The 13,203-nt window shown below is 68.3% G+C and carries 14 protein-coding genes; 10 read left to right on the plus strand and 4 right to left on the minus strand.

Annotation, left to right across the window (positions count from 1 at the left end; genetic code table 11):
- Positions 1 to 83 precede the first annotated feature (83 nt).
- Complete coding sequence (locus MKK51_RS25100) at positions 84 to 902, minus strand: L,D-transpeptidase (RefSeq protein WP_243982119.1); 819 nt, start codon at positions 900 to 902, stop codon at positions 84 to 86.
- A gap of 286 nt (positions 903 to 1,188) precedes the next feature.
- On the opposite strand from MKK51_RS25100, the gene MKK51_RS25105 reads away from it, so the two are divergent.
- Together MKK51_RS25105 and uvrC are read left to right on the plus strand one after the other, a co-directional pair.
- Complete coding sequence (locus MKK51_RS25105) at positions 1,189 to 1,920, plus strand: chemotaxis protein (RefSeq protein ID WP_243982121.1); 732 nt, start codon at positions 1,189 to 1,191, stop codon at positions 1,918 to 1,920.
- 81 nt (positions 1,921 to 2,001) lie between these two features.
- Positions 2,002 to 4,056, plus strand: coding sequence for an excinuclease ABC subunit UvrC (uvrC, locus tag MKK51_RS25110; RefSeq protein WP_243982123.1), 2,055 nt, complete (start codon positions 2,002 to 2,004; stop codon positions 4,054 to 4,056).
- Positions 4,057 to 4,074: 18 nt separating this feature from the next.
- Here uvrC and MKK51_RS25115 read toward each other — a convergent pair whose 3' ends face one another.
- Positions 4,075 to 4,413 carry a type II toxin-antitoxin system RelE/ParE family toxin gene (locus tag MKK51_RS25115; RefSeq protein WP_243982125.1) on the minus strand — a complete coding sequence of 113 codons (339 nt, stop codon included), beginning with the start codon at positions 4,411 to 4,413 and terminating at the stop codon, positions 4,075 to 4,077.
- Positions 4,406 to 4,777 (minus strand): ribbon-helix-helix protein, CopG family, encoded by a 372-nt coding sequence (locus MKK51_RS25120; protein WP_313898838.1) that lies wholly within the window; start codon positions 4,775 to 4,777, stop codon positions 4,406 to 4,408. The genes MKK51_RS25115 and MKK51_RS25120 overlap by 8 nt, the downstream gene beginning before the upstream one ends.
- A 76-nt stretch (positions 4,778 to 4,853) precedes the next feature.
- Between MKK51_RS25120 and pgsA the strand changes: the two genes are divergently transcribed.
- Genes pgsA through MKK51_RS25135 form a run of 3 tightly spaced genes read left to right on the plus strand, consistent with a single transcriptional unit; the run spans position 4,854 to position 6,206 of the window.
- Positions 4,854 to 5,453, plus strand: a complete 600-nt coding sequence (gene pgsA, locus MKK51_RS25125) for a CDP-diacylglycerol--glycerol-3-phosphate 3-phosphatidyltransferase (protein WP_243982129.1) — start codon at positions 4,854 to 4,856, stop codon at positions 5,451 to 5,453.
- A gap of 31 nt (positions 5,454 to 5,484) precedes the next feature.
- On the plus strand, positions 5,485 to 5,736 hold the full coding sequence (gene moaD, locus MKK51_RS25130; protein WP_243982131.1) for a molybdopterin converting factor subunit 1: 252 nt from the start codon (positions 5,485 to 5,487) through the stop codon (positions 5,734 to 5,736).
- Between the two features lie 41 nt (positions 5,737 to 5,777).
- The gene (locus tag MKK51_RS25135) at positions 5,778 to 6,206 is read left to right on the plus strand and encodes a GNAT family acetyltransferase (RefSeq protein ID WP_243982133.1); all 429 of its coding nucleotides are present in this window, start codon (positions 5,778 to 5,780) and stop codon (positions 6,204 to 6,206) included.
- A 29-nt stretch (positions 6,207 to 6,235) separates the two neighbouring features.
- Here the strand turns inward: MKK51_RS25135 and MKK51_RS25140 are convergent, their stop codons facing one another.
- A complete protein-coding gene (locus tag MKK51_RS25140) occupies positions 6,236 to 7,177 on the minus strand; it encodes a metal ABC transporter substrate-binding protein (RefSeq protein WP_243982135.1) in 942 nt (313 codons plus the stop codon).
- Positions 7,178 to 7,442: 265 nt separating this feature from the next.
- Between MKK51_RS25140 and MKK51_RS25145 the strand changes: the two genes are divergently transcribed.
- The 5 genes from MKK51_RS25145 to MKK51_RS25165 all read left to right on the plus strand — a co-directional run bounded on the left by MKK51_RS25145 (position 7,443) and on the right by MKK51_RS25165 (position 13,178).
- A complete protein-coding gene (locus tag MKK51_RS25145) occupies positions 7,443 to 9,227 on the plus strand; it encodes an ABC transporter ATP-binding protein (RefSeq protein ID WP_409565767.1) in 1,785 nt (594 codons plus the stop codon).
- 54 nt (positions 9,228 to 9,281) lie between these two features.
- Entirely contained in the window at positions 9,282 to 10,319 is a 1,038-nt protein-coding gene (locus tag MKK51_RS25150; RefSeq protein ID WP_243982139.1) for an aldose epimerase family protein, read from the plus strand.
- 69 nt (positions 10,320 to 10,388) lie between these two features.
- On the plus strand, positions 10,389 to 10,949 hold the full coding sequence (locus MKK51_RS25155; RefSeq protein WP_243982141.1) for a GbsR/MarR family transcriptional regulator: 561 nt from the start codon (positions 10,389 to 10,391) through the stop codon (positions 10,947 to 10,949).
- 17 nt (positions 10,950 to 10,966) lie between these two features.
- Entirely contained in the window at positions 10,967 to 11,650 is a 684-nt protein-coding gene (locus MKK51_RS25160; RefSeq protein WP_243982143.1) for a DUF4166 domain-containing protein, read from the plus strand.
- Positions 11,651 to 11,675: 25 nt separating this feature from the next.
- Positions 11,676 to 13,178 carry a TIGR01777 family oxidoreductase gene (locus MKK51_RS25165; RefSeq protein WP_279601301.1) on the plus strand — a complete coding sequence of 501 codons (1,503 nt, stop codon included), beginning with the start codon at positions 11,676 to 11,678 and terminating at the stop codon, positions 13,176 to 13,178.
- The last annotated feature ends 25 nt before the right edge of the window (positions 13,179 to 13,203 follow it).

A 13,203-nucleotide genomic window follows, 5' to 3' on the forward strand; every position in this document is an offset into this window, starting at 1 on the left:
CCGCGCGTGATGCTTGATTGACGAGAGAGGCCCGGCCCGTGTCCCCACGCGCCGGGCCTTTTCCATGACCCGCCGGCCGTCGCTTACAGGACTTCGACCCGCGTCCCTACGGGCGTGCGTTCATACAGGTCGATGACGTCCTCGTTCATCATCCGGATGCAGCCCGACGAGACGGATTGTCCGATCGTGTGCGGCTCGTTGGTGCCGTGGATGCGGTAGAGGGACGAGCCGAGATAGAGCGCCCGCGCTCCCAGCGGATTGGCCGGTCCGCCCGCCATGTGGCGCGGCAGGTCGGGGCGGCGCTGGAGCATCTCCGCCGGAGGCGTCCAATCCGGCCATTCGCGCTTCTGGCTGATCGTCTTCATGCCCGACCACGCGAAACCGGGACGACCGACGCCGATGCCGTAGCGGATGGCCTGGCCGCCGGGCTGGACGAGGTAGAGAAACTTCGTCCGGGTATCGATGACGATGGAGCCGGGTTTCTGCTGACCATCGAAGGAGACGACCTGCCGGGCATAGCGTGGGTCGGGCGTCCGCTCGATCGCTGCGGCCTGCATCTCCGGCACGGCCTGTCCCGGCAGGGCGGCGAGCCGCGTGCGCGCAGGAGCCAGATAGGGATCGACGTCGGGCACGCGATCGCCCGAGTAGAGCACCCGCGGCATCGGCTCGCCGCCATAGCCCTGGGCGGCGGGGTGGCGCGGGAGCACGCCGTCATCCGCGAGGCCGGCCCGTCGGGCGCGCGGCGGCGTTCCGTTGCCCGTCACCAGGAATTCGATGAAGCCGCCACCGTACTGGCCGGGAGACGTCTGAGCCTGTGCGGCTCCGCCCGTCACCGTCGCCGCCAGGCATGCCATGGCGACGCACAACTCGATCCGCTTCAACACGCGACTACTCCCGGCCATCTACGTCCTGACTTCCAGGCTGGCGGGATCGGCCGAGAATCGCGTGAAAGAACGTGGTGAATCGTTCAGTCCACTGCGGCTCGATTGGTGGCTTTCGAGAACAGCATGAATCGTCCGTAAAAATGCACACGACCATTTGCCTGTTGAAGAAATGGCAACCACTTGGTCGCATGGTGGCTGGCAGGCGTCTCGTCTCGGGTTCCGCGTCGTTCGTGAGGATGACGGTGCCCGAGCCACGCGTGCCCCGCCCTACGACCCAGTTACTCCTGCCGGCTGATCGTCCCCGATGAACATGAAGCGCTACCGCATCGAAGACAGCCTCGGTTTGGCAAGCGTCCGACCCGTCTTGGAGATCGCGCACGCCGTGGAACGGCCCGGCGCCGATAACGTGAAGCTCGACGAGATCCTCTCGGCGATCCAGGACCTCCGCCGCGTCACGCAGACGAGCACGGTGGAGACGATCGAAGCCTGCCGGAAGGAGCTCAACGAGGCCTTCGCCATGCGCTCCGAACTCGACGTGATGAAGGGCGCGATCACCCGGACCAAGCAGGAGATCGCGACGCTCTATCACTCGGAGAATACCGGAAAGGGGATGAAGCGGGTCGCCGGCGAACTCGACGCGGTGGTGGAATCCACCGAGCTCGCCACGAGCACGATCCTCGGCGCCCTCGAAGAGATCGAGACCAATGCCGGCGTCTTGCGGGCCATGCGGAATGCCGCCGGGCGCGAGAACGTCGACACGATCCTCGAGCGCGTGATCGTCGCCTACGAAGCCTGCAACTTCCAGGATCTCACCGGCCAGCGCATCAACAAGATCGTGGGGGTGCTCAAGTTCATCGAGGAGCATCTGGATCGCATGATCGACGCCTGGGGCGGCCTCGATTCGTTCAGCGAGATTCTCGGCGTCGTGCCGCAGGGCCCCAGCATCGACGACGAGAGCTCACTCCTCAACGGACCCAAGCTCGACAGCGATCCGGGCCATGTCGACCAGGGCGATATCGACGCGCTGTTCGATTAGGACGCGCACGCGCCGACCTTCGCGGGTGGATGGGGTCCGCAGGCCCTTCCTTCTCGAATCCCCGGCGCTTAAGTCTCGGGCATGAGCCGCCAGCCCGCGAAAGACCCGTCTTCCCATCAAGACCTGCCGCCGGATACGTTCGACGAGCGCGAGGATGCGGACGAGACCCCGGAACGCATCGACGACGGGCCCGAGATCGACTTCGATTTCGAGGAAGGAGCGGTCAAGGCCGGCACGGAGATCATCCGCCGGTTCTGGAGCACGCTGCCGTCGGGGCCGGGCGTCTACCGGATGTTCGACGAGAAGGGCGACGTGCTCTACGTCGGCAAGGCCAAGAACCTGAAGGCGCGCGTCGGCTCCTATGCCAGGGGCCAGGCCCATTCCAACCGCATCGCCCGGATGATCTCGCAGACGGCGGCGATGGAATTCGTCACCACCGCCACCGAGACCGAAGCGCTGCTGCTGGAGGCCAACCTCATCAAGCAGCTGAAGCCCCGCTTCAACGTGCTGATGCGGGACGACAAGTCGTTCCCCTACATCCTGGTCACGGCGGATTCGGAAGCGCCGCAGATCGTCAAGCATCGCGGCGCGCGGCGGCGCAAGGGCAGCTATTACGGCCCCTTCGCCACCGTCTGGGCGGTGAACCGGACCGTCAACGCGCTGCAGCGCGCTTTCCTGCTGCGCACCTGCACCGACAGCTATTACGAGAACCGCACCCGGCCCTGCCTGCTCTACCAGATCAAGCGCTGCGCCGGCCCCTGCACCGGCGAGATCGCCCTGCCGGAATATCAGGCGCTCGCCGAGAATGCGAAGGGCTTCCTCTCGGGCAAGTCGAACGCGGTGAAGGACCGCATGCGCGAGGAGATGCAGGACGCCTCGGAGAAACTCGAATTCGAACGCGCCGCCCGCTTTCGCGACCGGATCTCCGCCCTCTCGGCGATCCAGGGGACGCAAGGGGTCAACACGCAGGGCATCGAGGAGGCGGACGTGTTCGCCCTCGACGAGCAGGCCGGCCAGTTCTGCATCGAGGTGTTCTTCTTCCGCAACTTCCAGAACTGGGGCAACCGCGCCTATTTCCCGAAGGCCGACCGGTCCATGACGCCGGACGAGGTGCTCGCCTCCTTCATCACCCAGTTCTACGACGACAAGCCGGCCCCCCGGATCGTCCTGGTTTCCCATGCGATCGAGGATGCGGAGCTGTTGGCGGCCGCCCTGTCGAGCCGGGCCGAGAACCGGGTGGAGGTCCACCAGCCCCAGCGCGGCGAGCGCAAGGCCCTGGTGGACTACGCCCAGCGCAACGCCAAGGAGGCTTTGGCCCGACGACTCGCCGACACCGCCTCGCAGGGCAAGCTGCTGGTGGCCCTCGGACAATCGTTCGGATTGCCCGCCGCACCCCGTCGCATCGAGGTCTACGACAATTCCCACATCATGGGCACGAACGCGGTGGGGGGCATGATCGTCGCCGGCCCGTCGGGCTTCGCCAAGACGCATTACCGCACCTTCAACATCAAGTCCGAGGAGCTGACGCCGGGCGACGATTTCGGGATGATGAAGGAGGTGCTGCAGCGCCGCTTCAAGCGACTCGTCAAGGAGAACCCGCGCACGCCGAACGAGGCGGCTTTGGCGGCCAGCGAAGGCGGCGTGCCCGAGCCGGTCCCCGAACCGGACGGCGAGACCATGCCGGCCTGGCCCGACCTCGTCCTCATCGACGGCGGCAAGGGCCAGCTCGAAGCCGCCCGCACGGCGCTGGAACAGCTCGGCGTCACCGACGTCGCCCTCGTCGGCATCGCCAAGGGCCGCGACCGCGACGCGGGGCGCGAGACCTTCTTCGTGCCCGGCAAGGCCCCGTTCAAGCTGCCGCCGCGCGACCCGACCCTCTACTTCGTCCAGCGCCTGCGGGACGAGGCCCACCGCTTCGCCATCGGCACGCACCGGGCCAAGCGCAAGCGCGAGATGATCAAGAACCCCCTCGACGAGATCGCCGGCATCGGCCCGACCCGCAAACGCGCCCTCCTCCACCATTTCGGGACGGTGAAGGCGATCCAGCGCGCCTCCCTGGAGGATCTGGCGACCACGCCCGGCGTCAACGCGGCCACGGCGCGGGCGGTGTATGATTACTTCCAGGCGGGAGGGTGAACGCGAAGCCCGCCCGCGTCAGGTCGCGTCGGTCCCGGAATCGTCGTCTGAGGGGCGATACAGAGCCTCGTAATCCTTCCCGCCATAGAAGACGTTGGTGATGCGAACCCTGTCGTCCTCGATCAGATAAGCGATGACGGCGGAACGCTCGAACGGCACCGTGCGAAGGCCAGATATGAGGTCGTCGCGCGGTCGACCGGCACGGGGCGCATCTCCGATCCGATCACAGCGGGCCTTGATGCGTCGTACGAATGACGCGGCGACCGAGGTGTTTCCGCTCGCTTGGCGAACGAAGCGGAAAATGTCGCCGAGGTCGTCCAGCGCTTCCGGCCGGAAGAAGACCGCGAGTCTACGCACTCGCGGACCCGGTCCCCTCGTTGGCGAACAAGTGGGCGAGGTGCCGGTCCGCGTCCGTCGTCGTCAGGTCCGGCCGCGGGTCATCGAGGGACCGACTTACACGAGACCGTATCTCGTTCAGACGCTCGGCATCTTCCAGACGTTGCCGTTGCCAAAGACGGACCGCATGACGCATGACCTCGCTTGTCGATGCATACTCACCCGCTTCGATGCTCTCACGCACCGCACGAAGGAGCTCCGGTGTCATGGTAACGCTGATTTCATCTGCGGACGGCATGCGCGAACATCCTGTGCGATCCACCCATCGGTAGCATGAAATCGGACCCGGCACATTCGCAGCGTGATGCGCCCGGCGCGACGGCATGGGCGGTATGAAAGTGGCATGACCGTCTGCATCATCGCGGTTGACCCCTCCCCCCGCCCATGGTTTCACCGCGTCGATGACTGTCCTCCCCCTCCGACGCCGGTCACCGGCCTGGACGCTGGCGAATTGCCTGACTTATGGGCGGCTGGTCGCCGTTCCCGTGGTCGTGGCGCTGTTGTACTGGCCGGACGAGCATGCGGCGCGGTTCGCGGCGCTCGGCGTCTTCATCGCCGCGGCCATCACGGATTATCTCGACGGCTATGTGGCCCGGACCTACGACCAGAGCTCGGCCCTGGGGCGCATGCTCGACCCGATCGCCGACAAGCTCCTCGTCGCCGCCTGCCTGCTGATGCTGGTGGCCGACAAGACGATCCACGACTGGAGCCTGTGGGCGGCCATCGTCATCCTGTGCCGTGAGATCCTCGTCTCGGGCCTGCGCGAGTATCTGGCGGAGTTGAAGGTCAGCCTCCCCGTCAGCCGCGTCGCCAAGTGGAAAACCACCCTTCAGCTGGTGGCGATCGGCTTTCTCGTGGCCGGCGAGGCGGGGGAGACGATCCTGCCCCATACCGTCGTCACCGGGGAGACCCTGCTCTGGATCGCCGCGGCCCTGACGCTCTACACGGGCTACGATTATATGAAGGCCGGCATCCGGCACGTGATCGACGATCCGCGCTGACCCGCCGATGCCACAGCCGGAAGGGCAGACCATGAAGCTCGTGTATTTCGCCTGGGTGCGCGAACGGATCGGCAAGGCAGAAGAGACGGTGGACCCGCCCGCCGGGACCGAGACGGTGGCCGACCTCGTCGGCTGGCTGCGCGGCCGGGGCGAGGAATACGCCTATGCCTTCGAGAATGCCGGCATCGTGCGCGCGGCCATCGACCGGGTTCACGCCAAGCCGGACGCGGCGATCGCCGGTGCCACGGAGATCGCGTTCTTCCCGCCGATGACGGGCGGCTGAGCGGACCGGCTCGAATCGTCCGCGGAGAGGATCGGCTATCCATGACCACCGTGATCCGCGCGTTCCAGGACGGCGATGTCGACGCGGTCGTGGCCCTCTGGCTCGCAGCCGGAGTCTCGCGGCCGTGGAACGATCCGGCCAAGGACATCGCCTTCGCCCGGCGCGATCCGCATTCGACCATCCTGGTGATCGAACGCGAAGCGGCCATCGCCGCCACCGCCATGGTGGGCGAGGACGGGCATCGAGGCTGGGTCTATTACGTCGCCGTCGACCCGCAACACCGCGACCTCGGCCTGGGCAGGGCGATCATGGAGGCGGCCGAGGAATGGCTGTCCGCGCGCGGCGTCTGGAAGGTCCAGCTCCTCGTGCGCGAGGACAACGGCGCGACCCGCCATTTCTACGAACATCTCGGCTACCGCGACACCCGGACGATCTGCCTGCAGAAGGTGATCGGCGAGACGACGGGGTGAGTGGACCCCCTCACCGTCGCGCCGGGTGCTTACTTCGTCCCCAGGGCGGCGCTGAAGGCGGCGAGGTTGCTGCGCATCATCGCCACGTAGGTCGGCGCAGGGCCGCCGGGGCCGGACAAAGCGTCGGAATAGACCTTGCCGCCGAGCGCGGCGCCGCTCTCCCGCGCGATCTGCTGCATCAGGCGTGGATCGGCGACGTTCTCGAGGAAGACCGCCGGGATCTTGTCGCGACGGATCTGGCGGATGATGCGGGCGACGTCCTTCGGACTCGCCTCGCTGTCGGTGGACACGCCCTGAGGCGCGATGAAGGCGAGGCCGTAGGCGGCGGTGAAGTAGCCGAACGCGTCGTGCGTGGTGATGATCCGGCGATGGTCGGGGGGAATCGCCGCGATGGCCTTACGGATGTCGGCCTCCAAGCCGTCGAGGGTGGCGAGATAGGCCGTGGCATTGGCGGCGTAATCGGCGGCTCGGCCGGGATCGACCTTCGACAACCCGTCCCTGATGTTGGCGACGTAGATCCTCACATTGGCGATGCTCTGCCAGGCATGGGGATCGTCGTGATGGGCGTGGCCCGCATGCCCGCCCCCGTCGTGGTCGTCGTCGCCCTCGATGGGCTTCACCCCCTTGGAGGCGACGATGACGGGGGCCTTGGTGCCGGAGGCCTTGATCAGCCGGTCGAGCCAGCCCTCGAAGCCGAGGCCGTTGACCACGACGAGATCGGAGGCGGCGAGCTTGCGCGCATCCGCGGGCGCGGGATTGTAGCCATGCGCGTCGGCATCGGGGCCGACGAGGGTCGCGACCTCGGCATGGTCACCGGCAACCTGCTTCACGAGATCGCCGAGGATGGAGAACGTGGCCACCGCCTTCAGCGGTTCCGCCGCCTCCGCCGGTGTCCCGGCCGGGGCGAGGGCCAGCATCAGGCCGAAACAGGCCGCTGCCGCCGATCTCACGATGTGGCGCCTCGATTGCATGCATCCCGCTCCTTGACCACGCCACCGCCGGATCCCGGCCCCCTCCCGTCCCTCCCCTGCCCCGGTGGGCCATCGCCTGCCGTAGCGGCTTCACACGATCGAAAGGCGACAGGATGGGGTTGGCGAAGGGTGCCCGATGGGCGGCTGCCCTCTGTAGTGTAACAGTATCACATTGCCAAGATGGAGAGCGTCGCTTGATCTTCCCTTCATCGCCCGGCAAACCCCCGCCTGAATGTCGGGCGCCTGCCCGCGCGCCAGACAACGGATGATCATGGGCCGTAGGCCACTTCTCAGGGGTGACACCCTTCCCCTCATCGGCCGGGTCTGGCGCGATTGGCTGCGGCCCCACCGGGCGACCCTCGCGGTGGTTCTGGTGCTGATCGCCGTCATCGGAATCGCGACGGGGCTGTATCCCGCTCTGATCAAGGGGGCCTTCGACGCCTTCGACCACAAGGACCCCTCCGCCCTCACCTATGGCCCGATCATCGTCATCGCCATCACCTCGATCCGGGGCTTCGCCCTGTTCGGCCAGACGGTGCTGACCAACCGGGTGGTGACCCGGGTCGAGGCCGACATGCAGGCGGCGCTCTACGGCCATCTCATCGAGTCCGACCTCGCCCAGCTCGGGCGCGAGAGCCCGGCAGCCTTCACCCAGCGCTTCACCACGGATTTCGCCTTCATCAAGGAGGCGCTGACCCGCATCTCCACCGTGCTGCTGCGCGATCTCGCCATGCTGATCGCCCTCGTCGTCGCGCTGCTCTGGATGGATCCGGTGCTCACCCTGGTGGCGGCCGTGGTCGTACCCTTCGTGGCCGGCCCGATCGGCCGCATCGGACGGAAGCTGCGCCAGGTCTCCACCACGACGCAGGAGCAGATGGGCCTCACGGCGAGCCTCATCACCGAGAGCCTGCAGGGCGCCCGCATCGCCAAGACCTACGCCCTAGAATCCTACCTGAAGGGCCGCGCCTCGGGCGCGTTCGACAATGTCCGCCGTCTCAAGATGAAGGCGGCCAATGCCCGTGGACGCCTCGATCCGCTCTTGGAGATCGGCGGCGGCTTCGCGGTGGCGGCGGTGCTGGTGCTGGTGGGCCAGCGCGTCATGTCCGGCGACCGCACGGTGGGCGATTTCACCGGCTACGTCGCCGCCTTGCTCCTGGCGGCCCAGCCCGCCCGCGCGCTCGGTACGCTCAATGCCATCCTCCAGGAAGCCGGCGCGGCGCTCCAGCGCTACTTCGCGCTGATGGACGAGGCGCCGCGCATCCGGGAGAAGCCCGATGCCGTCCCGCTGGTCGTCACGGGCGGAGAGATCCGGTTCGAAAGCGTCCGCTTCCGCTATCGCGAGGATGCACCGGCCCTGGAGGGCATCGACCTCACCGTCCCCGCCGGAGCCACCGTCGCCCTGGTCGGACGCTCGGGCTCCGGCAAGTCCTCCCTGCTCAACCTCGTTCCGCGGCTCTACGACGTGACCGCCGGGCGGGTGCTCATCGATGGCGCGGACCTGCGCGACGTGACGATCCCCTCCCTGCGCGCGGCCGTGGCAGTGGTCTCCCAGGACGTGGTGCTCTTCGACGACACGGTCGCGGCCAATATCGGGTTCGGCCGTCCCGGTGCGACCCGCGCGGAGATCGAGGCGGCCGCGGAAGCCGCCGCCGCGCACGGCTTCATCAGCCGGCTGAACGAGGGCTACGAATTCCGCGTCGGCCCCTCCGGCGGACGCCTGTCGGGAGGCGAGCGCCAGCGTATCTCCCTGGCCCGCGCCTTCCTCAAGGACGCGCCGATCCTGCTCCTCGACGAGGCGACGAGCGCCCTCGACTCCGAATCCGAGCGGCTGGTCCAGGGCGCGTTGCTGCGCCTGATGCAGGGGCGGACCACCCTCGTCATTGCGCACCGCCTCTCCACCGTGCGCGATGCCGGTTTGATCGTGGTCATGGAGGCCGGCCGGATCATCGAGACCGGAACGCACGACGCCCTTATGGCGTCGCAGGGCGGCTATGCGCGCCTGCATCGCCTGCAGCTCTCCGGCGATGCGGACGACCCCGCCGCTCCCTGATCCGCATCCCGCGCGTTGAGGCCCGACGATTCCTCGCGCGAAACGGATGCCGGCATGGCAGCACAGACCTTTGGAGAGACGAAGGACGGGAGCCCCGTCTCGCGATACAGGCTCGCCCGGTCCCGCCTGCGCGTCGACATCCTCGATTACGGCGGCGTGATCAGCCGGATCGACACCCCGGACCGCGAGGGCAACTGGGCCAATGTCGTCCTCGGCCCCCGCGACGTGGCGGGCTACGAGGCGAGCGACGCGCATTTCGGCGCCATCATCGGCCGCTACGCCAACCGCATCGCCGGAGGCCGCTTCCACCTCGATGGACGCGAGTACCGGCTGCCGCTCAATGCCGGCGGCAACACCATGCACGGCGGGACGCGCGGGTTCGACCGGCGCATCTGGCAAGTGATCCGGGCGGACGACGCGTCCCTGGTCCTCGGCTACCGCTCGGTCGACGGAGAGGAGGGCTTTCCCGGCAATCTCGACGTCGAGGTCGCTTATACGCTCAGCGACGACGCGACCCTGCGGATCGACTACTCGGCCCGGACCGACCGGCCGACCATCGTCAACCTCACCAACCACAGCTACTTCAACCTGTCGGGCGAGGGCTCCGGGGACGTGATGCGGCACCGGGTCGCCATCGCGGCGGACCATTATCTCCCCACCGATGCCGGGCAGATCCCCACGGGGGAGATCAGGCCCGTGGCGGGCACCGCCTTCGATTTCCGCGCGCCCGAAGCGTTGGGCACCCGCATCCGCGACGCCGATCCGCAACTCGTCTTCGGGCACGGCTACGACCACACCTTCGTCCTGCGCGATCCCGGCCGCCTGCGGCACGCGGCCTGTGCCTTCGACCCGTCGAGCGGGAGACGGCTCGACGTCGCCACCACCCAGCCGGGCATGCAGCTCTACACCGCCAACATGCTTGACGGCACGGTGACCGGGTCCGGCGGGCGGCCGTACCGGGCCGGCGATGCGGTCTGTTTCGAGGCGCAGGGGTTTCCCGACGCGCCGAACCGGCCGGATTTTCCCTCCACGACGCTCCGCCCCGGCGCGGTCTTCATGGCGACGACGACCTATCGTTTTAGCGCGGACTGACACGGCGCTCGCCGTCGCCGGTCGCGAGTGCCGCTTGACTTGTTTTCAATTATGTCTGTAATTTCTGTCATGACAGAAATTACAGACATACCCGAAAAGCTCCCCGTGGCGGTGGAGCGCTTCATCCTCCACTGGGGGGATCTCGGCGGGCAATGGGGCGTCAACCGCTCCGTCGCCCAGATTCACGCCCTGCTCTACCTCTCGGACAAGCCCCTGGCGGCGGAGGAGATCGCGGCGACCCTCGGCATCGCCCGCTCCAACGTCTCGACGTCGCTCAAGGAACTCTCCGGCTGGAACCTGATCCGGCGCGTCCCCGTGCTGGGCGAGCGCCGCGATCACTTCGTCGCCGAGACCGACCTGTGGGAGATGGTCACGCGCATCGCCGCCGGCCGCAAGGAGCGCGAGATCGATCCGGCGATCGCGGCCCTGCGCACCTGCGTGGCGCAGGCCGAAGGCGATCCGGCCATCGGCGCCGTCGCCTCCCGCCGCCTCAAGGCGATGCTCGACTTCACCGAGACCATGGACCGCTGGCACAGCCAGATGCTCGGCGTTCCGCACGCGACCCTCGCCAAGCTGATCCGGCTCGGCAGCCGGATCGTGCGTTTCCTGCCCTCCAAGCCCGAAAGCTGAACCGGGGAGCCGAGATCATGTCCCTGCCGGTAAAGAGGGCGCCTCCCATCGGCGAAAGCCCCGTGGCGGCCCGTGCGCAGGAGGCCGACCTCCGCGACCTGCGCTTCCGCAGCCTGATCGCGGACGAGGACTGGACCGGCCTCCCGCCCGCAATCCGCCGGCGCTTCACCAAGCGTCTCCACCCCGGCACCAGCGCCGTCTATGTGGGAACCGTGGTCGAGACGCGGATGAGCCGCCTCGGCTGGGCCGTGGCCCAGATGGCCCGGATCGTCGGCGGGCCGCTGCCCACCTCCCGGGCCACGGGCTACGCCAGCGTCGTCTCCGTCACCGAGGATGCGGCGGGTGGCGGGCAGGTCTGGACGCGGCTCTACGCGCGGCCGAACGGATTTCCCCAGACCATCAATTCCGCCAAGCGTTTCGCCGGGCCCACCGGCCTCGAAGAGCAAGTGGGCGGCGGCCTGGGCATGAGCCTCGATGTCGCCGTCGTCGACGGCAGGCTGGTCTTTACGAGCCGCCGCTACTTCCTGCGGCTGGGCGGATGGCGTCTGCCGCTGCCCGGTTTCCTGACGCCGGGCAGCCTCACCGTGACCCACGGCGAGACCGGGGCGAACCGCTTCGCCTTCATCCTCACCATTCGCCATCCCTGGTTCGGCACGCTGATCCGCCAGGAGGCGGAGTTCCGCGACGTCGTCGACGCCTGATCCATCACGCGGGAGACCCGACATCATGACCTCGACCTTGCTCTGGTCGCTCATCGCCGTGCAGATCGCCATGGGGGCGTTCGACACCCTCTACCACCACGAACTGACCGAGCGCCTCGCCTGGCGCCCGTCCCAGCGCGGAGAGCTGCGTCTCCATGCCGTGCGCAACTGGCTCTATGCCCTGCTCTTCCTCACCCTCGGTTTCGCCGAGCCGAAGGGGCCGCTCGCCTGGGCCGTCATGGGCGTCCTCATCGTCGAGGTGGTCATCACGCTCATGGATTTCGTGGAGGAGGATCTGAGCCGGCGCCTGCCGGCCACGGAACGGGTGAACCACACCCTCCTCGCGCTGAATTACGGTGCGATCCTCGTCCTCATCCTGCCGGTGCTGCTCGACTGGGCCGGCGAAGCGACGGGCATCGCCTGGGTCAGCCACGGGGCCTGGAGCGTTCTCGCTCTGGCGGCCTCGCTCTCCGTCGCGGTCTTCGGCCCGCGCGACTGGTTCGCGGCCGAGCGGTCCGAGCGCCTGGGCCTGCCCGCGCCGGCCGAGCTCGCGGATGCGCTCGCACCCGCCAGACGGATCCTCGTCACGGGGGGCACCGGGTTCGTCGGCCAGCGCCTCGCCGCAAGTCTCGTGGCAGCTGGCCACGAGGTAACCGTCCTGACCCGCGACGGGGCGAAGGCGGTCGCGTTGCCGGCGCCGTTGAGAATCGTCACCAGCCTTGACCAGTTGCCGGCCGACACGCGGCTCGACGCCATCGTGAATCTCGCCGGCGAAGCGATCGCCGACGGGCTGTGGACCCGCGCCAAACGTCGGGCGATCCTCGCATCGCGACTGAGGACGACCCGGAGGCTCGCCAGGCTGGTGGGCCGCCTCGACCGGCCACCGTCCGTCGTCGTCAGCGGCTCGGCCGTGGGATGGTACGGCTCGCGCGGGGATGAGAGCCTCACCGAATCGAGCCCGGCCGCTCCCGCCTTCACCCACAGGGTGTGCAAGGCCTGGGAGCGGGAGGCGATGGCGATCGCGTCCCTCGGCCCACGGGTCGTCCTCCTTCGCACCGGGCTGGTGCTCGGCGTCGAGGGCGGCCTCCTCGCGCGGCTTCTCATGCCGTTCGAGTTCGGCCTCGGGGGACGGATCGGCTCCGGGCGGCAATGGATGTCGTGGATTTCCCGCGACGACCTCGTCCGCCTGATCTGCCATGCCATCGCGACGCCGTCCCTGAACGGGCCGGTGAACGGCACCGCGCCAGAGCCGGTCCGCAATGCCGATTTCGCCGCGTCCCTGGCGCGGCAGCTCCGCCGCCCGGCGATCCTCCCCCTTCCGGCGCTGCCCCTGCGCCGCCTGGGCGGCGACTTCGCCGAGGAGATGCTCCTGGGCGGTCAGAGGGTGCTGCCCGAGAAAGCGCTCGCCAGCGGGTTCACCTTCCGGCATGCCCGGCTGGATTCGGCACTCGGATCCATCCTGGGCCTGAATGTCGGGCGGGAGGCCGAGGCCCGGCCCTCGCGGGTCGTCGTCCCCGCGGGAGGCTGACCGGCATGGGACCGCGGCGCGCGGC

The sequence above is a fragment of the Methylobacterium sp. E-045 genome (assembly GCF_022829685.1).
Classification (GTDB): domain Bacteria; phylum Pseudomonadota; class Alphaproteobacteria; order Rhizobiales; family Beijerinckiaceae; genus Methylobacterium.

Excerpts from the sequence above, each read along its gene's own strand:
- MKK51_RS25100 (WP_243982119.1), bottom strand. The coding sequence starts at position 902 with ATGGCCGGGAGTAGTCGCGTGTTGAAGCGGATCGAGTTGTGCGTCGCC.
- MKK51_RS25105 (WP_243982121.1), top strand. The coding sequence starts at position 1,189 with ATGAACATGAAGCGCTACCGCATCGAAGACAGCCTCGGTTTGGCAAGC.
- uvrC (WP_243982123.1), top strand. The coding sequence starts at position 2,002 with ATGAGCCGCCAGCCCGCGAAAGACCCGTCTTCCCATCAAGACCTGCCG.
- MKK51_RS25120 (WP_313898838.1), bottom strand. The coding sequence starts at position 4,777 with ATGCCGTCGCGCCGGGCGCATCACGCTGCGAATGTGCCGGGTCCGATT.
- pgsA (WP_243982129.1), top strand. The coding sequence starts at position 4,854 with ATGACTGTCCTCCCCCTCCGACGCCGGTCACCGGCCTGGACGCTGGCG.
- moaD (WP_243982131.1), top strand. The coding sequence starts at position 5,485 with ATGAAGCTCGTGTATTTCGCCTGGGTGCGCGAACGGATCGGCAAGGCA.
- MKK51_RS25135 (WP_243982133.1), top strand. The coding sequence starts at position 5,778 with ATGACCACCGTGATCCGCGCGTTCCAGGACGGCGATGTCGACGCGGTC.
- MKK51_RS25140 (WP_243982135.1), bottom strand. The coding sequence starts at position 7,177 with ATGCAATCGAGGCGCCACATCGTGAGATCGGCGGCAGCGGCCTGTTTC.
- MKK51_RS25145 (WP_409565767.1), top strand. The coding sequence starts at position 7,443 with ATGATCATGGGCCGTAGGCCACTTCTCAGGGGTGACACCCTTCCCCTC.
- MKK51_RS25150 (WP_243982139.1), top strand. The coding sequence starts at position 9,282 with ATGGCAGCACAGACCTTTGGAGAGACGAAGGACGGGAGCCCCGTCTCG.
- MKK51_RS25155 (WP_243982141.1), top strand. The coding sequence starts at position 10,389 with ATGACAGAAATTACAGACATACCCGAAAAGCTCCCCGTGGCGGTGGAG.
- MKK51_RS25160 (WP_243982143.1), top strand. The coding sequence starts at position 10,967 with ATGTCCCTGCCGGTAAAGAGGGCGCCTCCCATCGGCGAAAGCCCCGTG.
- MKK51_RS25165 (WP_279601301.1), top strand. The coding sequence starts at position 11,676 with ATGACCTCGACCTTGCTCTGGTCGCTCATCGCCGTGCAGATCGCCATG.